This is a genomic window from uncultured Reyranella sp., assembly GCF_945957355.1.
GTDB lineage: Bacteria > Pseudomonadota > Alphaproteobacteria > Reyranellales > Reyranellaceae > Reyranella.
Genome location: NZ_CAMFKM010000001.1, coordinates 163857 through 187053, shown reverse-complemented (window position 1 = coordinate 187053; position 23197 = coordinate 163857). Strand labels below are relative to the sequence as shown.

Annotated in this window: 28 protein-coding genes, 1 tRNA gene and 1 riboswitch; of the genes, 16 read left to right on the top strand and 13 right to left on the bottom strand. The window is 67.7% G+C overall.

The features are described 5' to 3' along the window. Positions 1–39: 39 nt before the first annotated feature. On the top strand, positions 40–945 hold the full coding sequence (locus Q0Q48_RS00895; protein ID WP_295132435.1) for an ABC transporter substrate-binding protein: 906 nt from the start codon (positions 40–42) through the stop codon (positions 943–945). 10 nt (positions 946–955) lie between these two features. On the opposite strand, the gene Q0Q48_RS00890 is transcribed toward Q0Q48_RS00895, so the two are convergent. After that, positions 956–1495, bottom strand: a complete 540-nt coding sequence (locus Q0Q48_RS00890; protein ID WP_295132432.1) for a hypothetical protein — start codon at positions 1493–1495, stop codon at positions 956–958. A gap of 69 nt (positions 1496–1564) precedes the next feature. Between Q0Q48_RS00890 and Q0Q48_RS00885 the strand changes: the two genes are divergently transcribed. Beyond that, positions 1565–1891: an NIPSNAP family protein gene (locus tag Q0Q48_RS00885; protein WP_295132430.1), complete on the top strand. Its 327-nt coding sequence runs from the start codon at positions 1565–1567 to the stop codon at positions 1889–1891. A 9-nt stretch (positions 1892–1900) separates the two neighbouring features. Here Q0Q48_RS00885 and Q0Q48_RS00880 read toward each other — a convergent pair whose 3' ends face one another. After that, entirely contained in the window at positions 1901–2878 is a 978-nt protein-coding gene (locus Q0Q48_RS00880) for a tripartite tricarboxylate transporter substrate binding protein (RefSeq protein ID WP_295132427.1), read from the bottom strand. 126 nt (positions 2879–3004) lie between these two features. Continuing rightward, a riboswitch (yybP-ykoY riboswitch) is annotated at positions 3005–3223 on the top strand. Here Q0Q48_RS00880 and Q0Q48_RS00875 point away from each other — a divergent pair. Further along, the gene (locus Q0Q48_RS00875; RefSeq protein ID WP_295132423.1) at positions 3215–3793 is read left to right on the top strand and encodes a TMEM165/GDT1 family protein; all 579 of its coding nucleotides are present in this window, start codon (positions 3215–3217) and stop codon (positions 3791–3793) included. (Overlaps the previous riboswitch by 9 nt.) A gap of 21 nt (positions 3794–3814) precedes the next feature. Here the strand turns inward: Q0Q48_RS00875 and Q0Q48_RS00870 are convergent, their stop codons facing one another. From Q0Q48_RS00870 to Q0Q48_RS00860, 3 genes are read right to left on the bottom strand one after another with little or no spacing between them, the layout of a single operon-like run. Then, the gene (locus tag Q0Q48_RS00870) at positions 3815–4696 is read right to left on the bottom strand and encodes a fumarylacetoacetate hydrolase family protein (protein ID WP_295132421.1); all 882 of its coding nucleotides are present in this window, start codon (positions 4694–4696) and stop codon (positions 3815–3817) included. Further along, positions 4693–5856, bottom strand: coding sequence for a GTP-binding protein (locus Q0Q48_RS00865; protein WP_295132418.1), 1164 nt, complete (start codon positions 5854–5856; stop codon positions 4693–4695). Before Q0Q48_RS00865 ends, Q0Q48_RS00870 begins: the two co-directional genes overlap by 4 nt. 22 nt (positions 5857–5878) lie before the next feature. Next, positions 5879–6691, bottom strand: coding sequence for a CHAD domain-containing protein (locus Q0Q48_RS00860; RefSeq protein WP_295132415.1), 813 nt, complete (start codon positions 6689–6691; stop codon positions 5879–5881). Between the two features lie 254 nt (positions 6692–6945). On the opposite strand from Q0Q48_RS00860, the gene Q0Q48_RS00855 reads away from it, so the two are divergent. From Q0Q48_RS00855 to Q0Q48_RS00840, 4 genes are all read left to right on the top strand, one after another. Beyond that, a complete protein-coding gene (locus Q0Q48_RS00855) occupies positions 6946–7461 on the top strand; it encodes a flavin reductase family protein (RefSeq protein WP_295132412.1) in 516 nt (171 codons plus the stop codon). Between the two features lie 64 nt (positions 7462–7525). Beyond that, a tRNA-Gln gene (locus Q0Q48_RS00850) sits at positions 7526–7600 on the top strand. Between the two features lie 67 nt (positions 7601–7667). Beyond that, a complete protein-coding gene (locus Q0Q48_RS00845) occupies positions 7668–8672 on the top strand; it encodes an SGNH/GDSL hydrolase family protein (protein ID WP_295132409.1) in 1005 nt (334 codons plus the stop codon). Between the two features lies 1 nt (position 8673). Continuing rightward, complete coding sequence (locus Q0Q48_RS00840; protein WP_295132406.1) at positions 8674–10191, top strand: hypothetical protein; 1518 nt, start codon at positions 8674–8676, stop codon at positions 10189–10191. Between the two features lie 3 nt (positions 10192–10194). Here Q0Q48_RS00840 and Q0Q48_RS00835 read toward each other — a convergent pair whose 3' ends face one another. From Q0Q48_RS00835 to Q0Q48_RS00825, 3 genes are read right to left on the bottom strand one after another with little or no spacing between them, the layout of a single operon-like run. Further along, positions 10195–11058 (bottom strand): alpha/beta hydrolase, encoded by an 864-nt coding sequence (locus Q0Q48_RS00835; protein WP_295132403.1) that lies wholly within the window; start codon positions 11056–11058, stop codon positions 10195–10197. Further along, positions 11055–11612, bottom strand: coding sequence for a DUF488 family protein (locus Q0Q48_RS00830; RefSeq protein WP_295132401.1), 558 nt, complete (start codon positions 11610–11612; stop codon positions 11055–11057). Before Q0Q48_RS00830 ends, Q0Q48_RS00835 begins: the two co-directional genes overlap by 4 nt. Next, positions 11609–12502, bottom strand: a complete 894-nt coding sequence (locus Q0Q48_RS00825; RefSeq protein ID WP_295132397.1) for a LysR family transcriptional regulator — start codon at positions 12500–12502, stop codon at positions 11609–11611. Before Q0Q48_RS00825 ends, Q0Q48_RS00830 begins: the two co-directional genes overlap by 4 nt. A 202-nt stretch (positions 12503–12704) precedes the next feature. On the opposite strand from Q0Q48_RS00825, the gene Q0Q48_RS00820 reads away from it, so the two are divergent. The 3 genes from Q0Q48_RS00820 to Q0Q48_RS00810 are packed head-to-tail and all read left to right on the top strand — an operon-like array spanning position 12705 to position 14387. After that, on the top strand, positions 12705–13451 hold the full coding sequence (locus Q0Q48_RS00820) for a sulfite exporter TauE/SafE family protein (RefSeq protein ID WP_295132394.1): 747 nt from the start codon (positions 12705–12707) through the stop codon (positions 13449–13451). An 8-nt stretch (positions 13452–13459) separates the two neighbouring features. Next, positions 13460–13882 (top strand): PaaI family thioesterase, encoded by a 423-nt coding sequence (locus Q0Q48_RS00815; RefSeq protein WP_295132391.1) that lies wholly within the window; start codon positions 13460–13462, stop codon positions 13880–13882. Position 13883: 1 nt separating this feature from the next. Next, on the top strand, positions 13884–14387 hold the full coding sequence (locus Q0Q48_RS00810) for a PaaI family thioesterase (protein WP_295132388.1): 504 nt from the start codon (positions 13884–13886) through the stop codon (positions 14385–14387). On the opposite strand, the gene Q0Q48_RS00805 is transcribed toward Q0Q48_RS00810, so the two are convergent. After that, positions 14362–15261, bottom strand: a complete 900-nt coding sequence (locus Q0Q48_RS00805; RefSeq protein ID WP_295132385.1) for a LysR family transcriptional regulator — start codon at positions 15259–15261, stop codon at positions 14362–14364. The genes Q0Q48_RS00810 and Q0Q48_RS00805 overlap by 26 nt on opposite strands. A 70-nt stretch (positions 15262–15331) precedes the next feature. On the opposite strand from Q0Q48_RS00805, the gene Q0Q48_RS00800 reads away from it, so the two are divergent. Genes Q0Q48_RS00800 through Q0Q48_RS00790 form a run of 3 tightly spaced genes read left to right on the top strand, consistent with a single transcriptional unit; the run spans position 15332 to position 18086 of the window. Further along, on the top strand, positions 15332–15970 hold the full coding sequence (locus Q0Q48_RS00800; protein WP_295132384.1) for an HAD-IA family hydrolase: 639 nt from the start codon (positions 15332–15334) through the stop codon (positions 15968–15970). After that, positions 15967–16941 carry a tripartite tricarboxylate transporter substrate-binding protein gene (locus tag Q0Q48_RS00795; protein ID WP_295132381.1) on the top strand — a complete coding sequence of 325 codons (975 nt, stop codon included), beginning with the start codon at positions 15967–15969 and terminating at the stop codon, positions 16939–16941. Before Q0Q48_RS00800 ends, Q0Q48_RS00795 begins: the two co-directional genes overlap by 4 nt. 11 nt (positions 16942–16952) lie before the next feature. Then, the gene (locus Q0Q48_RS00790) at positions 16953–18086 is read left to right on the top strand and encodes a DSD1 family PLP-dependent enzyme (protein WP_295132378.1); all 1134 of its coding nucleotides are present in this window, start codon (positions 16953–16955) and stop codon (positions 18084–18086) included. Positions 18087–18183: 97 nt separating this feature from the next. On the opposite strand, the gene Q0Q48_RS00785 is transcribed toward Q0Q48_RS00790, so the two are convergent. From Q0Q48_RS00785 to Q0Q48_RS00775, 3 genes are all read right to left on the bottom strand, one after another. Further along, positions 18184–18882 (bottom strand): helix-turn-helix transcriptional regulator, encoded by a 699-nt coding sequence (locus Q0Q48_RS00785; RefSeq protein WP_295132375.1) that lies wholly within the window; start codon positions 18880–18882, stop codon positions 18184–18186. Positions 18883–18946: 64 nt separating this feature from the next. Further along, a complete protein-coding gene (locus tag Q0Q48_RS00780; protein WP_295132372.1) occupies positions 18947–19306 on the bottom strand; it encodes a DUF6285 domain-containing protein in 360 nt (119 codons plus the stop codon). Between the two features lie 2 nt (positions 19307–19308). Next, entirely contained in the window at positions 19309–20334 is a 1026-nt protein-coding gene (locus Q0Q48_RS00775; RefSeq protein ID WP_295132369.1) for a phosphotransferase family protein, read from the bottom strand. A 68-nt stretch (positions 20335–20402) separates the two neighbouring features. Between Q0Q48_RS00775 and Q0Q48_RS00770 the strand changes: the two genes are divergently transcribed. Both Q0Q48_RS00770 and Q0Q48_RS00765 read left to right on the top strand, forming a co-directional pair. Next, complete coding sequence (locus Q0Q48_RS00770; RefSeq protein WP_295132366.1) at positions 20403–20849, top strand: MaoC family dehydratase; 447 nt, start codon at positions 20403–20405, stop codon at positions 20847–20849. A 9-nt stretch (positions 20850–20858) separates the two neighbouring features. Then, a complete protein-coding gene (locus tag Q0Q48_RS00765; RefSeq protein ID WP_295132363.1) occupies positions 20859–21797 on the top strand; it encodes a bifunctional riboflavin kinase/FAD synthetase in 939 nt (312 codons plus the stop codon). Here the strand turns inward: Q0Q48_RS00765 and Q0Q48_RS00760 are convergent. Further along, entirely contained in the window at positions 21781–22413 is a 633-nt protein-coding gene (locus tag Q0Q48_RS00760) for a TetR/AcrR family transcriptional regulator (protein WP_295132360.1), read from the bottom strand. The genes Q0Q48_RS00765 and Q0Q48_RS00760 overlap by 17 nt on opposite strands. 109 nt (positions 22414–22522) lie before the next feature. On the opposite strand from Q0Q48_RS00760, the gene Q0Q48_RS00755 reads away from it, so the two are divergent. Further along, positions 22523–23131 (top strand): hypothetical protein, encoded by a 609-nt coding sequence (locus Q0Q48_RS00755; protein WP_295132356.1) that lies wholly within the window; start codon positions 22523–22525, stop codon positions 23129–23131. Positions 23132–23197: the final 66 nt, after the last annotated feature.

The following is a 23197-nucleotide window of genomic DNA, read 5'->3' as shown; positions in this document are numbered from 1 at the left end:
GCCCTGCGGCGGGAGGTGGGGCTGTGTTACGATCGGTGCATGGCGATCGTCCTGTCCGAGAATTTCCGCGCATTGTTCTACGCGCCCTTCTATGCCGCCCATGCCAGCGGTGCCTTCAAACGGGCCGGCGTCGAGGTCGAGCTGCGGCCCTCGTCCGATCCGCTGGAAGCTGCGCGAGCGCTGCGCGCCGGCGAGGTCGACGTGATGTGGGGTGGGCCGCTCAGGGTCATGATCGCGCGCGACAAGGATCCGGCTTCGGATCTGGTCTGTTTCTGCGACGTGGTGGCGCGCGATCCCTTCTTCATCGTGGGGACAAGGCCGCGCCCGGATTTCAGGTTCGCCGATCTCCTGTCGGTCAAGCTGGCGACGGTTTCCGAGGTGCCGACGCCGTGGGTCTGCCTGCAGGACGACCTGCGGCGCGCCGGTCTCGATCCCGCGAAGGTCGACCGGATCACCGACCAGAGCATGGGCGAAAACGAGACGGCCTTGCGCGAAGGCAAGGTCGATGCCGTGCAGGTCTTCCAACCCTACGCCGAGAACCTCGTTTCCACGGGCGCCGGCACCATCTGGAACGCCGCCGCCGATCGCGGCCTCACCGCCTATACGACCCTGGTGACCCGGCGCGCCCTGCTGGGCGACCGCGCCGACGACCTCGCGCGCATGATCCGCGGCATGGATGCCACCCTGAAATGGTTTGCCACGGCGCCGTCCCTCGAGATCGTCGACGTCGTGCAGTCGTTCTTTCCTGACGTTCCGCGCGACCTGTTCGCCGCCTGCATCGATCGCTATCGCACGCTCCAGCTATGGGGCCGCGATCCGGTCATCCACCGCGAAGGCTATGACCGGTTGCACGCCGCGATGCGTTCGTCGGGAATCCTGTCGCGCGACATTGCCTTCGACGACGTGGTCGACACGAAGCTGGCCCGCCACGCGATCGGCGCTTGAAGAGACATAGTCAGCCGAGGTCCTTGAGGTAGCGCTCGACGGGCGCCAGCTTCTCGAGACGCGGCATGTCCTGCACGACCTCGCCGGGGCGGCACCAGGGATAGGGCAGGGCGGTGATCCAGCCCATGATGCTGGCGAGTTCGCGGGCCGGCAGGACTTCCATCACGTCGATGGTGATGACCAGTTTCTCGACCAGACAATTGGCGTCAGACGAGAATTGCCAGTCGTAGAGTCCGCTGCCGACACGAAGCCCGCCGTCGCTTCTGGCCGACATGGCGACGAGCCACGGGCAGGTGAAACGGCGTTGATCGGACGGCGTCGGCTGCCTCAGGCCGAAAGTGTAGACATTCTCGAAAGCCGTCGCGAAGCGTCGAACGAGGATTTCCTCGAGCTCGGGCAATCCGTTGGCGGTGCTGGGGAAGGAAATGGCGTCGGTCTTCACCACCATTTCCAGCCGGGCGTCTTGGGCGAAGGCGTGGCGCATCAGGAACGGGCGGTTGCCGTCCTTGGCGTGGAAGTACGTGCTGATGGCTTCGAGAGGGCTTGGCATGGGGATCAGCCTAGATCGTGGCGCACGCTCTTGCCATGCTGACGGATCGAATCATCAGGGGAGGTGGAAATGGCGCTGTACGAACTCAGGACCTACACGCTCTATGTCGGCAAGATGGGCGAAGCCGTGAAGCTCTATCAGGATTACGGCTTTCCGGCGCTCGACAAGGGCGGCCATGCGAGGAACCTCGTCGGCTATTTCCAGGGCGACACGGGCACCATCAACCAGATCGTCCATCTCTGGAAGTTCGACGACGATGCCCATCGGCGCCGTCACTGGGTCGCAGTCTTCGCCGACCCCGCCTTCATGGACGGCTTCGCGGTCAAGTTCCGTCCCCTAGTGATGAGCCAGGAAGTGAAGCTGTTGAACGCGGCGCCCTGGGGCCCGCATCCCTGACGCGTCAGCCTATTCGGGCCTGATGCCCTTGTCCTGGATGATCCTGCCCCAGCGCGCGGACTCGGCGCGCACGAAGGCGGTGAACTCGGCGGGCGTGTTGCCCCCGGGCTCGGCGCCCAGCGCCGCCATCTGCGTCTTCACGTCGGCGCTACGGAGCGCCTTGGCGACCTCGTCGTAGATCCTGCCGGCGATGGCGGGCGGCGTGTCCTTCACGAGGAACAGGCCGTTCCAGCCCACCACCTCGTAGCCCGGCACGCCGGACTCGGCGATAGTGGGAATCTCCTGTGCGAGCGCCGCACGATGATCCGTCGTCACGCCCAGCGCTTTCAGCTTGCCCGACTTCACCAGCGGCAGGGTGCCCGGCATGTTCTCGATCATGAAGCTCAACTGCCCGCTGACGAGGTCGGCCAGCGCCGGCGCACCGCCGCGATAGGGCACGTGCGTCACGTCGATGTTGGCCATCGACCGAAAGAGTTCAGTGGCGAGGAACGGCGTGCTGCCGACGCCACCCGAGCCGTAGTTGAGCTGCGCGGGCCTCGCTCGCGCCAGCGTGATGAGTTCCGTCACCGAGTTGGCCGGCAGCGAGGGATGCGCGACCAGCAGCAGCGGCGCCGTGTTGACCAGGGTGAGCGGGATGAAATCCGTCATCGGGTCGTAGGGCATCTTCGCCATCAGGAACGGATTCACCACCAGCGACGGGTTGCCCATCAGAACGGTGTAGCCGTCGGCCGGTGCCTTCGCGACGACGTCGGCGCCGATCGTGCCGCCGGCGCCGGGGCGGTTGTCGATCACGATCGGCTGGCCGAAGGCGGGACCGAGATGCTGCGCCAGCAGCCGCGCCATGATGTCGAGCACGCCGGCACCGGCCGGGAATGGTACGACGACCCGAATGGGACGATCGGGCCAGGCCTGGGCGCGGGCAGCGCGCGCAAGCGGCAGGGCGGACAGCGAGAGAGCGAGCAGGCGACGCTTGGACAGAGACGGCATCCGGTACCTCGAGCGAGTCCGCCAACTCTAGTGCACCGTGCCCGCCGCGCCAGCCTGCGTCGCAAGGCGTTCGCTGCAACCCGCGACGTTCCGGGCCTTGCGACGGTCGAGGCGGGGGGCTATCAGCATCCCGTCATCGGGGAGTAGCCGGCCTCACCCCAGAGGCGGATGTGTCAACAGACTTGGGTCCTTCGGGAACCATGGCCCATCCGGCGACCGACGGTCCGCAATGGACCGCGCTTGGCGAGACCTTTGGCTTTCCAGCATCTTCACCCGCGGGATCGGGCGGTGCCGGGAGCCACAGGTTCGTGCTCGGTCCCGCTATGTGTATCCGCCGTGGAAGCCTTCTTCGTTTCAACAGGACTCGTTGCCGTCGCCGAGATCGGGGACAAGACGCAACTCCTGGCCATGATCCTCGCCACCCGCTATCGCCGGCCGGTTCCCATCATCCTGGGAATCCTGGTCGCGACCCTGGCGAACCACGCGCTCGCCGCCTGGGCCGGCGCTGCCGTTGCCGCCTGGCTGGGTCCCGACGCGATGCGCTGGATCCTGGGCATCCTGTTCCTTGCGATGGCCGTGTGGTGCCTGATTCCGGACAAGGAAGACGAAGGCCCGAAGGTCGCCGGCGCCGCCGGCGCGTTCATCGCCACGGCCATCGCCTTCTTCCTGGTGGAGATCGGCGACAAGACCCAGATCGCCACGGTAGCACTCTCGGCACGTTTCAACGACCTGTTCGCGGTCACCGCCGGCACGACGTGCGGCATGATGATCGCCAACGTCCCCGCCGTGCTGTTCGGCGACGTGCTTTCACGCAAGGTGCCGCTCACGCTCGTGCGCTCGCTCGCGGCGGCGGCCTTTGCCGTGCTGGGTGTGATCGCCCTGCTCAAGCTCGATATGGGCCTGCTGGGCGGCTGATCCTCCGGCGTTGGGCCGGCGCTATGCCACCGCGTTCGACAGCCGGCCCAGCCCGTCGATCTCGATCGTGACGCGGTCGCCGCGCTTCAGGAACTTCGGCGGCGTGAAGCCGATGCCGACGCCGACAGGCGTGCCGGTGGCGATGACGTCGCCCGGCTGCAGCGTGATGCCGGCGGAGATCGTCTCGATCAGGGTCGGGATGTCGAAGATGAGGTCGCGCGTGTTGGCGTCCTGGCGCAACTCGTCGTTCACCCAGCACTTCACGCCGAGGTTTTCCGGATCGACCTCGTCGGACGTCACCAGCCACGGGCCCATCGGGCAGAACGTGTCCAGCGACTTGCCGAGGAACCACTGCTTGTGCTTGCCCTGCAGGTCGCGCGCCGTCACGTCGTTGATGATGGTGTAGCCGAAGACGTGGCCGTAGGCATCGGCCTTGGCGATGCCGCGTCCGCCCTTGCCGATGACCAGGCCGAGCTCCGCCTCGTAGTCCACGGAATCGCTGACTCCCTCGGGATAGCGGATGTCGGCGCCATCGGCGATCACGCACTCGGGTGCCTTGGTGAAGATGATCGGCGCCGTCGGAATCGCGTCGGCGGCCGAGCTGGCGCTGCTGTCGAAGCCCGAGCGCGTGAACTCCCTCGCGTGCTCGTGGTAGTTCTTGCCGACGCACATCACGTTGCGCGGCGGACGCGGGATCGGCGCCTCGATCTTCACGGCCGACAGCGGCAGGCCTGCGCCTGAAGGCTTGATCTTCGATCTGATCGTTTCGAATTCACCGACGACGGCTCCGAGGGTGGGGACGGCGCGCCCCAGCATCTCCTCGAGCGGCCAGAAGGTCCTGCCGTCCGGGCTGACGAGCGCGGCCTTCGAGGTGCCGCCGTGGGTGATCGTGGCGAGCTTCATTGTGCCTTGCCCTGCTCGGCGTCCTTGCCCCAGCCCTTCTTCTCGGCATCGAAGAAGGAAGCGAAGACCTTCCGGATGGTGCTCTCGCCGATATCGCGCGTGATGAACACGACGCGGCTCTTGCGGTCGTCGCCTTCCGGCCAGGCGTCGAGCGTGGCCGGCGGGTGGAAGACGTGCTGCACGCCGTGGATCACTACCGGCTTGTCGGTGTCCTTGACGTTCAGGATGCCCTTCATGCGCAGCAGGTCGGGGCCGCGATAGGTCACCAGCGCGTCGAACGCCGCGGCCACCGTCGACCAGCTCATCGGCTCGTCGAAGGTCATGCAGAAGGAGCGGATGCGGTCGTCATGACGGTTGACGTCGTGCGGATCCTGCTCGCCGTGCCCATGGGCGTGGTCGTGGGAATGGCCGTGATCGTGACCATGCCCGTGATGATGGTGGCCATGCGCGTGGTCATGGCCGCCCTCATAGGCCTCCGCCTGCAGCCACTTCTTCACATCGGCGCTCTTGGTCTCGGGATTGTAGAGGCCGGCATTGAGGATCTGGTTGGGATCGATCTCGCCCGTCGCGACCTCGTGGAAGGGGGCGCCCGGATTGAGATGCTGCAGGCGATGCTTCAGGTCCGCGAGCTTCGGCGCGTCGGCGATGTCGACCTTGGTGAGCAGCAGGCGGTCGGCCACCGCGGCCTGCTTCACCGCCTCCTCGTGATTGTCGAGCGTGCTCGCACCGTTCACGCCGTCCACCGTCGTCACGACGCCGTCGAGGCGGTAGCGCGACGCCAGAAGCGGGTCGGTCATCAGCGTGTGCAGGATGGGCGCGGGGTCGGCGAGGCCCGTGGTCTCGACCACCATGCGCTTGAACGGCGAGACTTCGCCGCGCGAGCGCTTCAGGAACAGCTCGCTCATGGTGCGCACCAGGTCGCCGCGCACCGTGCAGCACAGGCAGCCCGAATTCAGCGTCACCATGCCCTCGTCGTCGGACTTCTCGACCAGCAGGTGGTCGAGGCCGATCTCGCCGAACTCGTTGATGATCACGGCCGTGTCCGCCAGCTCGGGCCGGCGCAGCAGCTTGTTCAGCAGGGTGGTCTTGCCGCTGCCGAGGAAGCCCGTCAGCACGGTGACGGGAATGCGCTGCTCGGCAGCGTTCTGCGGATCGCTCATCGAAACATCCTGTGTTCGGGGATCACGCCCGCCAGAAGCGCTCGACCTTCCTGAACTCCTTCCAGGCCCGCTCCAGCTTGCGGCGGCGGCGCTTCTCGCCGCTTGCCGCCTGCCTGGCGAGGACCTTGAGCGGCAGTGCCGTGTCCTCGGAGGGACGGGAGGCCGTCGCGATGTCGGCCAGCATGCGAGCCGCCGTCGCGCGATCGTTCAAGGCGCCGAGCGCGCCCTGCAGGCGCACCGTTGCCTCGATATAGGGCTTGGCCGCGGGCGAGGCAAAGGCGGGGCTGAGGTAAGTCGCGGCGTAGCGCAGCTTCTTGATGCCGATTCGCAGCTGGTGGAGCTGCTCCTCGCTCAGGCGGGCGAACAGCCGGCCGCGGCGGACGACCTTGCCATGGCGGGAATCGAGGACGTGACGGCCGAACTCGTCGAGGCGCAACTCGCCCGGGACCCCCAAGGGGACCCGCTCTGCGGCGAAGGCGGCGAGCCTCTGGTCGAAGGCTTCATAGCGGGCGCTGCCGAGGGCGGCACGGGCCCGCTCCAAGTGGCTGGCCGCCAGCCGCGCACCGACCCGCTTCACGACCGGTGGCACGTCGGTCACGCTTTCGGCCAGGAAAACATGCAGGTCGCGTGCGGGACCGCACTCGCCGGCCAGCCACTTGGCCTCGGCCGACAGGGCGCGGACCTCCGGATTGTCGACCGCAGGGCGAAATACGCTGAACGCGGCCCGCAGGCGGCGCAGCGCGACGCGGGCCTGGTGGATGCCGATCGGCCGCCGGCTCTGCAGGACGATATCCCGGTATTTCGCCAGATCGGCCCGGCATGACGCTGCGATCATGCGAAGAGCCGCCCCGGGAGGCGTTTCAGGGGTGAGTTTTTGCCCGGAAGCCGACATTGCCTTTCGACCGTAGCGGCGCCCGGCGAGGGAGCAACCGCAAAGAGAGACAGTCTGATGAAGGTTTTATGTCATCCGGGCGACGGGGGGATGGTCCCGGTCCTCCGGATTTCACCCGTGGGTCCCGCCGTTTGGGGGCGTCTGTTACGGCGTCTTTGCAGTGGCGGCAGCGGCCCGGCGTGGCCTAGAATCATTCCATGAGTATCGATGCGGCGGCCTTCAAGAAGGGCATGCGCCACCTGGCGGCGAGCGTAACCCTCATCACCACCAAAGTTCAGGACCAGCGCGGCGGGCTCACCGCCACGGCGGTCTGCTCGGTTTCGGCCGAACCCCCGCAGATCCTGGTCTGCGTCAACAAATCGGCCAGCGCCCATGACCCGATCGGCGAAGCCGGCTTCTTCTGCGTCAACATCCTCTGCCCCGAACACCGCAAGCTCGCCGAGCGCTTCGCCGGCATGGACGGCACCGAGGGCGACGATCGCTTCCGTGACATGGGCGAGTGGACCACGCTCACCACCGGCGCGCCGGTGCTGAAAGGATGTCCCGTGTCGTTCGATTGCAAACTCGTCACCGAACTCTCGGCCGGTACGCACACGATCTACATCGGCGAAATCGTCGACGTGGCCCTGCACGACACGGCCGCACCGCTGCTCTACGCGGACGGCGCCTTCGTGCACGGTGACGCCCTGAAGAAGGCGGCCCAGGCAGCCTGACGAAGGCGGGGTTGCGCCCCGGCGCCAACCCACTATGTTCCCGCCCGCCCGAACGGGCGCCTGCTGGGGCGTCGCCAAGCGGTAAGGCAGAGGATTTTGATTCCTCCATTCCCAGGTTCGAATCCTGGCGCCCCAGCCATCGCGCCCCGTCCGGGGCTTCGACGTCCGTCTGCTTTCTTGGATGAACTGCTCGAGCGACAAGGTCTATGAACTTTCTCAAGAATACGCTTCTGGTCGTCGTCCTCACCGCCATTTGTGCGCTCTGCCTCGAGGGAATGACGCGGCTCTTCCTCGATACCGGCATGCTCTACGAACTCGAGATGTGGCGGTACGCACGCGACGTGAAGGTTCGGGACATGAATCCCGATCTCGGGCATCGCCATCGTCCCAATGCGCAGGCCCAGCTGATGGGCGTCGGGGTGACGACCGACAGCCACGGCTTCCGGTCGTCGGAGATCCCCGAGAAGGCGCCGCCGGGCGTGGCGCGCATCGCCTTCGCCGGCGATTCGACGACCCTGGGATGGGGTGTCGCGCAGAACGAGACCGCCGCCGCCCGCGTGACGGCCGCGCTGGTCGGCGAGGGCCGCAAGGTCGACAGCTACAATCTCGGCGTCGGCAATCACAACACGCTGCAGGAACTCACGCTGTTCCGCGAGAGCGCGGCAAAGATGAAGCCCGACATCATCGTGCTCAGCTACTTCATCAACGATGCCGAACCGATGCCGACCTATGGCCAGACCTCGTGGCTCGACGAGCATTCGGCGGCCTGGGTCGTCTTCAAGTATCGCCTCGATTCGCTGATGCGCCAGTTCGGCGAGGCGCCCGACTGGAAGCGCTATTATCGCGAACTCTACAAGGATGACGCCGCCGGCTGGCGGCAGACGCGCAAGGCCCTGCAGGGCTTCGCGACGACGGCGCGCGAGATGGGCGCCAGGCTCGTCGTGTTCAACATTCCCGAGCTGCGCGAGCTGAAGCCCTATCCCTTTCCCGAGGTCACCGCCAAGGTGAAGGCCGATGTCGAGGGGCTGGGCGTGCCGTTCTTCGACATGCTGCCGACGGTCGAGAACCTCGACCCGGCGAGCCTGTGGGTGACGGTTCCGGACCCGCATCCGAACGGCGCTGCGATGGCGGCCTTCACCACGATGATGGTGCCCGAGCTCAACAAGCTGCTGGACGGCCTGTGCCGGGATGAAGGCAAGGGCTGCAAGTAGAATGCGGTTCCTCAAGGACGCGCTTCTTGTCCTGATTTCGCTCGCGGTGAGCGCCGTCGTGGCCGAGGGCGTCGTTCGATACATCGACGGCTACCCGATCCTGCTGACGCCGCTCGGTGAGCCGATGGGCCTGGCCAGCGTGAAGCAGGATTCGGTCGACAAGGTCCCGCGCGCTGCCGGCGTCGAGCGCGCCTGGTTTTTCGACGGACCGCCGCCGCTGCCCAACAAGCGTGACGTGCCCGAGGACTGGGAACGCCTCTATCGCTTCGTCGAGGCCAATCCCGTCGGCGGCATGCGGTTTCGCCCCTCCGACGCCTTCAAGGTCTGGAACACCAGTTTCTCCGGCGATCCCTGCCGGCACTGGTTCCTGCGGTATGCGCCGGGCCAGCTCTTCCTCTACGACGCGCCGGACGGCCAGCCGCGGCCACCCTACCGGTTCCTCCCCGACGTCACGATCCCGAGTGGCCTGACCACCAACCAGATCGGCTGGCGCGGGCCGCCGATCGAGAATCCGAGGCCCGAGAAGACGGTGCGCATCGTCTTCGTCGGCTCCTCCACCGTCGTCGAGGCGCACCATCTGCCCTACTCCTGGCCTGAATATGTCGGTCACTGGATGAACGTATGGTCCAAAGCGAAGGGCCTGGGCATCCGGTTCGAGGTCCTGAACGCCGGCCGCGAAAGCATCATCTCGAGCGACATCGCGGCCGTCGTGCGCACCGAGGTGCTGCCGCTCAGGCCCGATCTCGTCATCTATCACGAGGGCGGCAACCAGTTCCGGCCGGCCTCGATCGTCGAGAAGGTGCCGCAGGATCCGGTGACCCGGCCGTCAAGCGCGCAGGAGCCGGCCGCCGTGAAGTGGCTGAAGGAGGCCGCGCGCTACTCCGCCCTGATCGGACGCGTCCAGGCGGCGTTCGCCATGGCCGGGGCCACCGCCGGCAACAACAGCGGCGCCGAGTGGCCCAAGCCCGACTACAAGGTCATCTGGCCCGAAGGGCTCGACGAGATGAACCCGGATCTCGACTTCGCCAACCTGCCGGTGAACCTGAACGTCATCCAGAAGGACCTCGACCAGATCCGGTCCGACCTCGGGAAGATCGGCGCCGACATGGCGCTTACCTCGTTCTTCTGGATGGTGAAGGACGGCATGGTCGTCGATCCGGTGCGGCACCGGTTCATCATCGAGCAGCTCAATGCCGCCAACTGGCCGTACCGCTATCGCGACCTGGAACGGCTGGCGAAGTTCCAGAACCGGCTGTTCGCCAAGTACGCGGCGGTCCACGGCATCGCCTTCATCGATCTCGTGGGCAACACGCCGTTCGACCCGGACCTGTTCGTCGATGCCGTGCACACGTCCTATGCCGGCACGCGGATCCGCGGCTGGGCGGCGTTCAACCTGCTGGTGCCGCTGGTCGAGAAGAAGCTCGCCGACAAGGCCTGGCCGCGCCCCTGGCCTGCCGGCGCATCGACGGCGCTGCCCACCTTCTCGCCGCGGCTGACCAAGCTGGAGTGCAAACCCTGAGGATCACTCCGCGTGGCGGCGGAGATGATCCAGGAGGAGTTCGTTGACCCGCGCCGGCACCTGGTCGGCGGCATAGTGGCCGACGCCGGGCAGCACCTCGAACCGATAGGGCGCGGCGATGAACTCAGCCGTCCCCTCCGCGGCCGCGCGGCCCACAGTGTCATCTGCATCGCCCCAAAGATAGAGCGTCGGGACCCTGATCGGACCGAGCAGCATCCGCTCGCCGCGGGCGCGATACCAGGCCAGCGCCGCTTCCATCGCCGGCGCGTTGCCGAGCACGGATAGATGAAGGTCGATGGCTTCCTTCGGCACGCCTTCCTTGGCGTGTCGCTTGCGCAGCCACGCGCAGTCGTCGGCCAGGACCTTCGGCACGGCATCGGGTTCGAGGAACGCCTGGTGATGGCCGGAGCGCCGCTTCTGCTCGCCATCGGGCATCGCCAGCGCCCGCGCGAACGACATCGGATGCGGACGCGACAGGATGGTGAGGGAACGCAGCCGTTCGGGATGCTGGAAGGCGATGGCCCAGGCGAGGCTCGCGCCCCAATCGTGGCCGACGAGATGGAAGCGCTTGTCGCCGTGTCCGACCGCCGCCGCCAGGTCGAGCGCGTCGCCGGTCAGCCTGTCGAAGCGGTAGGAATCGAGATTGGCCGGGGCGGGTCGGGCGCCGGCCGAGTAGCCGCGCTGGTTGGGCGCCACCGCGAAGTAGCCGGCCTCTCCCAGGACCGGAACCTGCGCCTTCCAGAAATGCCGCGACACACCGAAGCCGTGCAGCATCAACACCAGCGTGTCGCTGTCATTGCCTGCCACCGACACGTCGAACACCAGTCCGGGCGCGGTCTCGATCCTGCGGACGTCCATCTCGTTCATTCCCCTTCGCCGGCGCGGCCCCATTTCGCCTCGAGGCGGCGCCATGCGCGGGCAAGCCGTGCGGCGCGATCCTCGAACAGGTCAGGGGCAGCTTCCTTGCCCAGCAATGTTTCCTCGACTTCATAGTGGGGCCGCGCGCCGCCATCAGCCAACAGGTGCTCGACCGCGACGCCGCGCTCTGCGAGACGGCGCGACACCAGCACCGTGCGATGACAGTCGAGCGGTTCCTTCTCGGCGCACATCAGGCAAAGCACCGTGTCCGCCGCGCCATCGATCACGCGATCGAGCGCGGCCTTGAACTCGGGCCGCGCGGCGAGCTGGTCGTAGCTGCCGCCACTCTCGGGTTTACCGCCGAGCGCAGCGCCTTCATGGATATAGGTGATGCCGGCCTCGGCCAGAGACCGGACGAGGTTCTTCTGGCCGAACTGCGGATGTCGGCGCGACCACGGTGTCGAGCGCACGTCGACCAGCCGCTCGACGCCGCCTGCCTTCAGGAGCGCCACGAAGCGTTCGATCGGATGGTTGGAGTGGCCGATGGTCTTGACCGGTTTCATGCGAGGTGGCGCACCTTCTCGATGAAGGCCTGGGTCGCGGCGGAGGGATCGTCGCGCCGGCAGGCGAGGTTGAGCGGCACCTTGATCGCGGGCCGCCCGGTGAGAGGGCGGTAGGTTACACCCTCCAGCGGCAGCCGGCTGAGCGATGCCGGCACGATCGTGATTCCAAGGCCGGCCGCCACGAGATTGAGCGTCGAGACGATGCGGGGCGCTTCCTGGCTGACATGGGGGCTGAAGCCCGCGGCGCTGCAGGCCGCGATGATGACGTCGTAGAGGCCGCGCCCGTCGGCCCGGCGATAGAGGATGAAGTCCTCGGTCGCGAGGTCCTTGAGGGTGAGCTTCGGCCGGCGCGCGAGGCGGTGGCGCACGGGCAGGGCGGCCGACATCTCTTCGTGCAGCAGCTCGTACAGCTGCAGGCCCTGTGGCTCGACGAGTCCGGAGCGGATGAAGGCGATGTCGAGCCGCTCGTCGTGCAGCGCGGCCAGCAGGTCGCCCGAACTGTTCTCCTCCAGGACGAAGGAAATGTCGGGCCGCTCGCGGCGGAACTCGCGGATGGCGCGCGCGACCAGCGGATGGAAGGGGGCGGAGGTCGTGAAGCCCACGGCGATGCGGCCGGTCTCTCCACGCGCCGTGCGCCGCGCCTTCACCGTGGCGCGATCGACGGCGGCGAGGATCGCCTCGGCATCGGCCAGGAACGAGCGGCCGGCATCGGTCAGGCTGACGCCGCGCGGATGACGCAGCAGCAGGGCCGCGCCGATCTCCCGCTCGAGCGCGCGGATCTGCTGGCTGAGCGGCGGTTGCTGCATGTGCAGCTTCTCGGCCGCGCGGGTGACATGACCCTCATGCGCCACAGCGACGAAATAGCGGAGGTGCCGCAGTTCCAATGGCATATCCAGAAAGTATGGAAAGTACACTTATCATATATTTGAACACTGTCGAAGCCAGTCCTAGAAAGCCCACGACCTCACCCTGAGGAGCGCGCAAGGCGCGCGTCTCGAAGGGTGGGCAACGGCTCCGGTGGGTGCCCATGCTTCGAGACGCCGCTGCGCGGCACCCCAGCATGAGGAGGCCGCCGGATCGGCGAGGGGTGAGATGGCGATATCGATGGCCCTGGGGCTCGGCCTCCTGATGGTGTTCACCGCCTTCCTGTCCGGCATCTTCGGGATGGCGGGCGGCATGGTGCTGATCGGCGTGCTGCTGTTCCTGCTGCCGCTGCCCATGGCCATGGTGCTGCATGCGGTGACGCAGATGGCGTCGAACGGCTGGCGGGCGCTCCTGTGGCGGCGGCATATCCAGTGGCGCATCACCGCCTTTTACGTGATGGGCTGCTTCATCGCGGTCGGGATCTGGTCGCTGACCCTCTACGTGCCGGAGAAGGCCGTCGCGCTCCTGATGCTCGGCCTCTCGCCCTTCGTGCTGCGGATCGTGCCGACGCGGTGGATGCCCGCGACGCTCGGCCCCATGCAGGCGCTGGGCGGCGGCATCGCCTGCATGGCCCTGATGCTGCTGACCGGTGTGACCGGGCCGCTGGTCGACCAGCTCTTCCTGCGCTCCCCGATGAACCGCCAGCAGATCGTCGCCACAAAGGCCTCGTGCCAGGTGTTCGGCCACGGCTCGAAGCTGCTCTACTTCGGCGCGCTGATTGACCAGGCGGGATCGGTCGAACCGTGGGTTCTGGTGATGGCCGTCGGCGCCTCGATGCTCGGCACCTCGCTCGGCAAGCAGATCCTCGAACGCCTGTCGGACGCCCAGTTCCGCGCCTGGGCGGGACGACTCATCACGGTGCTGGGTCTCTACTATGTCGGCTACGGCTTGGTGCTGCTGGCCGGGATTGCCTAAGATGGCGCGTGGACATTCCAGCAGGTTTTCGAGAACTCACTGAGGCGACCGGATTCACCGCGGCCAACGGGCCGTGGTTCGAGAAGGTCGAAGGCAACAGGGTCTGGCGGGGTTTCATGCCCGGCCCGCAGCATGCCAATGCGCTGGGCATCGTGCATGGCGGCATGATGGCCGCCTTCATCGATGCGGCTCTGGGCTCGGTCGTGTATCACGCCATCGACCGGCGCTGCGTCACCCTGAAGCTGACGCTCGACTATCTGACGCCGGCGCGGGTCGGCGACTGGCTCGAGGCCACCGGCGAGCTGCTGGGGCATGACGAGCATGTGGCGCAGGTGAGGGGCCGTCTTTATGGTCCGCGCCACGATGTGCTGGCCGGGTTGGGCGATTTCGCGCTGCTGCGGCCGGGACGCCCTCTGAAAGTCCGGAGCTAGAGTGTCTTCTTCCGAAATTTCCGACAATCCGCCCGAAGGCTTCAAGCTCGTCGATTTCGCCCGCGGCCGGCCCGAGCCCACCTTCAACACCCATGTCGGCAACATGTACGTGAAACGCGGCGAGAAAGGCACGCGAGACGAGTTCGTGCTGGCGATCCGTGTGCGGCAGAACATGTGCAACCCCGCGGGCGGCCTGCATGGCGGCATGATGATGACGGTGGCCGACCTCGTGGGCACGATGGGCGGCGGCTATCTTGCCGGCCTGCGCAAGTTCCTGCCGACCGTCAGCATGACCTTCGACTTCGTGGCGCCGGCGCGGGTCGGCGACTGGGTCGAGGGCCGCGCCGAGCTGATCCGCCAGACGCGCACCCTGCTGTTCACCAACATCTACCTGACCGTGGGCGAGCAGAAGATCCTGCGCGCCTCGTCGATCGCCAAGATCTCGTCGGGCGACGGCACCGGCTACACGAAGGCCGACGCTACCGCCCCGGCGGCCGCGACCTGAGGGACGACTTCAGGAAGTCGACGAAGGAGGTGACGCGGGCCGAGATGCCGCGTCGCGCCGGGACCAGCGCCAGGATATCGGCGCCCTCGAACGACCAGGGTGCCAGCACGCGTTTGAGTTCGCCGCGCTTCACGAAGGGGCCGGCATCCCATTGCGAGCGCAGCATCAGGCCGAGGCCGGCCAAGGCCCAGTTGCGCACGACCTCGCCGTCGTTGCTCGTGAGGGTCGGCGTCACGCGCACGGCACCGGCGCGGCTGCCGCGCTTGTGGCGCCACAAGGTCACGTCCTCGTTGTTCTCGCGCACGCAGAGGCAGTCGTGCTGCAGCAGGTCGCGCGGATCTTCCGGCGTGCCGCGCCGGTCGAGATAGGCGGGCGCGGCGCACACCCAGCGGTCGTTGCGCGCCAGAACGTGCGCCACCCAGGTCGAATCGCGGACGGCACCGATATGCACGACGACGTCGGCATCCTCGCTGTCGGTCCAGGGCCGTTCCGACAGATCGAGCGTCACGCGGATCGCCTTGTGCCGTTCGGCGAAGCGGGCGACCAGCGGCGCCACGTGCAGCCGGCCGAAGCCGAACGGCGCGACCACCCGCAGCGGACCCGATAGCGCGCCGCCCTCTTTGCCGAGCAGGTCGGTGAGCGCCCCCATCCGGGCAAGCATTGCTTGCGCCTCGCTCACCAGATGCTCGCCTTCGCCCGTGAAGCGCAGGCGCCGCGAACTGCGCACGACCAGGCTAACGCCGAGCACCTGTTCGAGCTTCTTGAGGCGAAGCGACAGGGCCGGCGGGGTGACGTTGAGCGACCGCGCCGCGCCGCTCAGCGAGCCGGTGCGCGCCAGCGCTTCCATGAACTGCAGGTCGGTCAGGCTGATCATTCAGTTTTCCTTAACTGAACTGTTCATCCGATTTAAGCACGAAGGGCCCGCGACTTGCTACGTTCGGGGCATGACGACGACCTTTCCCAAAGCCGTGCTCTTCGATCTGCTGACGGCACTCCTCGACTCCTGGACCCTGTGGAACGACGTGGCGGGCTCGGAAGAACGCGGCCGCGCCTGGCGCGCCGGGTATCTGCGGCTCACCTATGGCTGCGGCGCTTACATCCCCTACGAACAGCTGGTGCGCGAGGCGGCGGTGGCGACCGGCCTGCCGGGCGAGGCCGCGGACGCGCTGGAGGCGCGCTGGCTGGAGCTGCCGCCCTGGAGCGGCGCGCAGGCGGCACTCGATGCGCTGGCGGGCCGCACGAAGCTCGGCGTCGTCACCAACTGCTCGATCCGGCTCGGCCGTCAGGCGGCGAGTCGCCTGAAGGTCCATTGGGACTGCGTCATCACCGCCGAGGAGGCCGGGTGCTACAAGCCCGATCCGCGGCCCTACCGCCGGGCGCTGGAAGCACTGGGCGTCGCGCCCGGCGAGGCCGCCTTCGTCGCGGGCTCCGGCTACGACCTGTTCGGAACCTCCGCCGTCGGCCTCAGGACCTACTGGCACAACCGCGTCGGCCTCGCGCGCCCCGACGGCGCACCGCCCGCCGCGCTCGAGCGCTCGACGCTCGACGATCTTCTCCCCTGGCTGGAAGGACGTTTGTCATGATCTTGCGCCGACTTCTGCTCACCCTCGCGCCGCTCCTGCTGGCGGCCGGCACGGCCACCGCCCAGGGCTTCCCCACCAAGCCGCTCACCCTGATCGTGCCGTTCCCGGCGGGTGGCCCCAGCGACGCGCTGGCACGCGCGCTCGCGCAGGGCATGGCGGCGGATCTCAAGCAGACCGTGGTCGTCGAGAATATCGGCGGCGCCAGCGGCACGATCGGGCTGACCAAGCTCGTGAACGCCACGCCGGATGGCTACACGATCGGCTTCGGCACGATCGGCACGCATGTGGCCAATGCCGCCCTGTTCAAGAAGCTGCCCTACGATCCGCTGACCGGCTTCGAGCCGATTGGCCTCGCCGGCACCGCGCCGCTGTTGCTGGTCGCCAAAGCAGGCCTGCCGGTCTCGAACCTCAAGGAGTTCATCGCCTATGCCGAGACGCACAAGGCGGACATGACCTATGGCAGCGCGGGCGTCGGTTCGATCTCCCACTATGCCTGCGTCGTGCTGCTGTCGGCGCTCAAGCTTAACATCACCCACGTGCCCTATCGCGGCGTGGCGCCGGCGATGAACGACCTGATGGGCGGCCACATCGATTTCATGTGCGACCAGACGACGACGGCGCTGCCGCAGATCGCCGGCGGCAAGATCAAGGCGCTCGCGGTGCTGAGCGACCAGCCTCTGCCGCAGCTCCCGGGCGTCGCCACGGCGGCGAGCCAGGGCTACGACGTGAACCTGCGCTCGTGGAACGCGCTGTTCGCGCCCAAGGGCACGCCGCAACCGGTCATGGCGCGGCTGAACGAGGCGCTGCGGGCCGCGGTGGCCGATCCGGCGCTGGTGAAGCAGATGAATGCGGTGGGCGTTGATCTGCCGTCGCCGGATGCGCTGCAGCCCGCTACCGTGACGGCGCTGATCGCGCGCGGGCTGGAAAAGGACGTGCCGGCGCTCAAGGCGCGCGGCGAGTATCTCGACTGAAGGGTGGAAACTTGAAGCTGATCGACATCGAGACCCCGGCGGCGCTGATCGACCAGCGCCGCATGGAAGGCAACATCGCGCGCATGCAGGGCCATCTCTCTTCGCTCGGCGTGCGCCTGCGGCCGCATGTGAAGACCTCGAAATGCATCGCGGTGGCGCGTGCCCAGCAGAAGGCGGGCGCCGTGGGCATCACGGTCTCGACCCTGAAGGAGGCCGAGCAGTTCTTCGCCGCGGGCTTCGGCGACGTGCTCTATGCGGTCTGCATCGTGCCGGACAAGCTCGACCGCGCGCTTGCGCTGATCCGCAAGGGCTGCGCGCTGACCCTGCTCGTCGATTCGGTGGCGGCGGCCGAGGCCGTCGTGGCCAAGGGCAAGGCGGCCAACCAGAAATTCCAGGTCATGATCGAGATTGATTCCGACGGCCACCGCTCGGGCGTGCAGCCCGAGGCGCCGGAACTGATCGCGATCGGGAAGGCCCTGCAGCAGGGCGGTGCTGCGGTGAAGGGCGTGCTGACGCATGCTGGCAGCTCCTACGATCTCGACACGCCGGCGGCCTTGCAGGCGCTGGCGGAGCAGGAGCGGGCTCTGTGCGTGCGCGCGGCGGAGCGGCTACGCGCGGCGGGCATCGCCTGCCCGGAAGTCAGCATCGGCTCGACGCCGACGGCGATCGCTGCGCAGCATCTCGAAGGCGTCACCGAGGTGCGGGCCGGTGTCTACGTCTTCTTCGATCTCGTGATGTCCAACGTCGGTGTCTGCACGCCGCAGGACGTGGCGCTGTCCGTGCTGACCGAGGTGATCGGCCACCAGGCCGAAAAGGGCTGGGTGATCGTCGATGCCGGCTGGATGGCGATGAGCCGCGACCGCGGCACGCAGCGCCAGAAGATCGACTATGGTTACGGCGCCGTGTGCGACGTCGCCGGAAACATGATCGACGGGCTGATCGTGTCAGGCGCCAACCAGGAACACGGCATCGTCTCGCGCCGCGACGGCACGGCCGACACCGGCCTGATCGAGCGCTTCCCGATCGGCACAAAGCTCCGCATCCTGCCGAACCACGCCTGTGCCACGGGCGCGCAATACCCGGCCTACGTTGCGGTGACGCCCGAAGGAACGACCGCGTCGTGGCCGCGCTTCCAAGGCTGGTGAGCCAATGGAGCGCGCAACTCCAGTTGCGCTCATGTCTTGCCTGTCGACAGAGCTTGAGCGCAACTGGAGTTGCGCGCTCCAATGGGACAGTTGAACCCTAAACGGTCGCGCCGAAGTGGCTCCCGAGGGCGCGGCGGCCTGAATCCGTCAGGCGCACGGTACGGCTGCGGCGTAGCCGCTCGGCCCAGCCGCGCCTGAAGAAGGTGTCGGCGATGGCGGCGCCCAGGGCGCCCGAGATGTGCGGCCGGCGTTCGCTCCAGTCGAGGCACTGGCGCGCGAAGTGGCGTGAGCTTGCCTGGCGCGCCGTGTCGAGATCGACGCCGAGCCGGTCGCAGAACTGTTCGCCCGATTGCGTGAGCTGCCAGTCGCGCGGCCCCTTGGGTTCGAGATGGCCCTGCCGGGTCAGGGAATCGGTGACGGCGATGCCGACCTGGCCTGCGAGATGGTCGTAGCAGGTGCGGCAGAAGCGGAGATCGGGATCGCGCCGCCATGCCGCGCTCATCGATGCCGGCGTCGCCCGGGTGCCGGCCAGCGCCATCAGCGATTCGATGGCGTGGGCCACCTCGGACGAGGCGAGGCGATAGAAGCGGTTGCGGCCCTGGGCGCGGGCCGCCAGCAGGTTGGCCTCCACCATGCGCGACAGGTGCCCGCTCGCGGTCTGGGCGGTGATGCCGGCATTGTGCGCGAGGTCCGACGCGGTATGGGCGCGGCCGTCCATCAGCAGCGACAGCATGGAAGCACGCGCCGGATCGCCCATCAGGGCGGCGATCTCGGAAAGGGCGTTCACGGTGGTCATGGGCGGACTCTATGCCCGGCCATCCGCGCTCGCCACGGTCAATGGTTCGGCGGCGGCCGAAGCGTCAACGCCACTTCGGATTGGCGATGGCGATCTTGTCGGCGATGGTGGCTTCGAGATGGGCCATCAGGGCGGCGTCGGTCTCGTCGCGTTCACCGGTGCGCAGTTGCCGCGCCAGCTCGCGGTTCAGCTCGTCGAGCGGGGCCTCGCGGCCGAGAAGCCTGGCGAGGCGCTCATGCTCTCTCGCATCGGCGGCCGGTCCGAGGCGTACCTCGCGTTCGAGGATGGCGAGCGAGTTCACGGCGACCCGCATCTGGAAGCCGAGCCGCGGCTCGGTGCGATCGAGTGCGGGCGTCGCTTCCTCGCGCAGGAAGTCGGCGATGGCGGCGAGAAGCTCGGCGGCGGTGGGACGGTCCTGGGCCACGATCACGCTCCCTGCTTCAGCAGTTGCAACAGATCGACTTCGGTCTCGACGGCGCGCCGGCCGATCGAGGCGTGCTCCATCGACTTGATCGAGCCCGAGAGGTGCTTCCACGCCTGGTTGAGGCAGATGACGCCCCAGTGCACCGTGCCGAAGACTTCCCACCAGTGCGCGCGAGCCGGATCGACCCTGCCGCCGCCGGCGCGCTCATAGGCGGCCCACAGTTCCTCGCGACTGCCGAAGCCGCCGGCCGGCTTGTCGATCGCGCCGAAGCGCCAGCTCTTTACGCAGAGCCAGCCCAGATCCTCCACCGGATCGCCGAGATGGGCGAGTTCCCAGTCGAGGATGGTCGTCACGCCGGTCTCGTCGACGAGGTAGTTGCCGGTGCGGTAGTCGCCATGCACCAGCACCGGCCGTTCGAGCGGTGCAGGTTTTCGGCGATCGAGCCATGACAGGGCCAGTTCGAAGACCGGTTGCGACCGGCCCAAGGCGTCGAGCGAGCGGCGGAGCTCGGCGATGTGGTCGGCGGCCTCGCGGCGCGGAAGAGGTGGCAGGGTGGCGGAATCGGTCGCATGGATGCGCGCCAGGATCTCGCCGAGCTGGCCCGCGATCTTTCCGCGCGCCGCTTCATAGGGAGCATCGCGCAGCAGTTTGCGCGCAATCGCAATGCCGCCGACCCGGCGCATCACATAGGCCTCGCCCAGCCCGTCCTGCGGCGTGAGTTCGAACAGCGGCTCGGGGGCGCGCACGCCGGCCTCGTGGGCCGCGCGCAGCACCCGGAACTCGGTGGCGCGGTCGATGGCGACGGCTCGTTCGCGCTCGGTCTTCCCCTGCGCCGGCGGGTCACGGCGCAGGATCAGCGGCTGGCGCGTGCCGTTCACGATGGCGTCGAAACTCCAGGTCTGGCGCGAGGCACCGCCGGATTGCCGGCTCAGCCGCTCGATGGTGACGAGGCCGCCGAAATGGCGGCTGGCCGCCTCGCCGAGGACGCGGGCGACGGTTTCTGTTTCAGTCGACGTGTGAACGCTCATTTACCGGGACTGTGGCACAGGCTCCGCCGCATGGTAAGAGGACCGCGCCAACTGGGGAGATCAAGCAAGTGTCGAGTGCCTTCGCCGCGATGAACGGCCTGTACCTGGAAGACCTCAAGCCCGGCATGTCGGCGATGTTCGGCAAGACCGTGACCGACGCCGACATCAAGGCCTTCGCCGGCGTGTCAGGAGACACCAATCCCATCCACCTGCACGACGGCTTCGCGCGGACCACGCGTTTCCACCAACGCATCGCGCACGGCATGCTGAGCGGCAGCTTCATCTCGACCGTGATCGGCACCAAGCTGCCGGGGCCGGGCGCGGTCTACATTTCCCAGACCATGAACTTCATGGCGCCGGTCCTGATCGGCGAGACGATCACCGCCGTCGCGACCATCACCGCCATCGACGAGAAGCGCCGCCGGGTGACGCTGAAGACCCAGTGCCTGAACGGCGACAAGGTGGTGATCGACGGCGAAGCTGTCGTGCTGGTGCCGCGACGCGACGCGGCCTGAGCGCATCGCATGGTTCCGGTGTTCGACGACTGGCATTCGGTGCCGGCGGAGTGGGCGGGCGGCGTGGTGGCGCTCGGCAATTTCGACGGCGTGCATCGCGGCCACCAGGCGCTGCTGGCGCAGGCGCGCGAGAAGGCCGGGGAGCTCGGCGCACCGCTGCTCGCCTTCACCTTCGAGCCGCATCCGCGTGGCTTCTTCGTGCCCGACACCGGCCCGTTCCGGCTCACGCTCGCGCCGGCCAAGACCCGGCTGCTCGCCGAGCATGGCGTGAAGGCCGTGCTCGCCCAGCATTTCGATGCGGCGTTCGCGGCCCTTCCGGCGGCCTCGTTCATCGGGGACGTGCTCGTGAAGGGGCTGCGTGTGCGCCATGTTGTCTGCGGCTACGACTTCACCTTCGGCGCGCGGCGCAGCGGCAACGTCGAGATGCTGCGGGCCGAGGGCACGGGGCTCGGCTTCGACGTCTCGGTGCTCGATCCGGTGACGCATGAAGGCGAGATCTATTCGTCGACGCGCATCCGCGAGGCGCTGCGCCATGGCTGGGCGCGCGACGCCGCCGGGCTGCTGGGCCATCAATGGGAGATCGAGGGTAAAGTCGAGCTGGGCGACCAGCGCGGCCGCACCATCGGGTTTCCGACCGCGAACGTGGCGCTCGGCGAGCACCTGCGCCCGCGCTTCGGCGTCTATGCCGTGCGCGCGCTGGTCGATGGCCAGGAAAGCCAGGGGTGGCGCAACGGCGTCGCCAATCTCGGCAGGCGTCCGACCTTCGGCAAGCTGCAGGAGAATTTCGAGGTCCATCTGTTCGATTTTGCCGGCGACCTCTACGGCAAGATCCTGCGGGTCGCGCTGGTGGATTTCATCCGGCCGGAGATGAAATTCGCCGGCCTCGACCAGCTCAAGGCCCAGATCGCGGCGGACGGGGAGCGCGCCCGCGCTATCCTCGCGGCCTGAGAAGGGCGTCGAGAAAGAGATCGAGCGCGGCGTCCATCGCCGCGAGGGCTTCGCCCGAAGACGACACGCCCCACTGGGGCAGGTGGCCGTCGATGCGCATGCGCGCCAGTCCGTAGACGAGGGCGCGGGCGGCCAGCTTCGCGCCGGTGGGCGCACCTGCCGCATCGAGCAGGCGGCCCATTAGCGCCTGGATGTCCTCGTTCTCGCGCTTCATCGACGACGAGCTTTCGTAATCGATCAGCCCGCGATTGGAGACGACGGCGAAGTGCGTCGGATTGTCGGAAGCCCAGTGGAGATAGGCGCGGCCGATCGCCCGTAGCTGCGCGAGCGGAGGCTTGGCCGCGATCGGCTCGACGGCCGCCAGCACTGCCGCGTGCAGCCGGTGCGTCGCTTCCTCGGCCACCGCGGTCATGAGGACGGTCCGGTTGGGGAAGTGGCGGAACGGTGCGCCCGAGGACACGCCGGACCGGCGGGCCGCTTCGCGCACCGTGACGGCCTCCGGCCCGCCTTCTTCGACCAGCCGCAGAGTCGCCTCTATCAGCGCTTCGCGCAGCTTGCCGTGGTGATAGGTGCGGCTCGGCTTTTTCTTCGCTTTTGCATCGGGGCGTCTGGCCATCCGGACACGCTAGCATCACGCGCATGTGAATGTAAGCAGTGTCTACATCGCATTGACCGGCCTTCGACTGGCAAAGTAATCAATGCTTACATTGCAGAGGAGTTCCATGATGAAGATCCGATTGCTCGAAGGCTGGTCGCTGCTCGGCCTGCTGTCCCTGATTCTCCTGGCGATTTCCGGTGTCTGTCTCGCAAGCCATGAATACGACGTCGCCGGCGTGCGCTCGGTGATCCGGCTCACCGCGCGTACCTCGCTCGTCCTGTTCGCCCTGGCCTTCAGTGCACAGGCGATGTTGACTCTGTGGCCCACTGCGCTGACTCGCTGGCAGCGCCGCAGTCGCCGGCAACTGGGCCTCGCCTTCGCCGCCTCGCACACGATCCACGCAGCGGCAATCGTGGCCTTCGCCCGAATGGATCCGCAGGGCTTCCACGAGCATGTGATGACAGGAACGCTGGTGAGCGGCGGCCTGGCCTATGTCTTCATCGTTGCGATGGCGGTGACCTCGTTCGACCGGACGGCCGCTTGGATCGGACCGGCGGCCTGGCGGTCGCTGCACTGGCTGGGCGGCTACTATCTCTGGGTGTCGTTCATCGTGACCAACGGCAAGCGCATCGGTCAGAGCCCGCTCTATGCCCTGCCGGTGGTCCTGATGCTGGCGATCCTGCTTCTCCGGATTGCCGCGCGGCGCCGGACGAGGTTGCTGTCGACCGCGGCCTGACGATGCGGAAAGGCAGACCGGCGGCTGCTCGTGAGGTATTGAAGCCCGTCACCTGGCGGGAGAAGG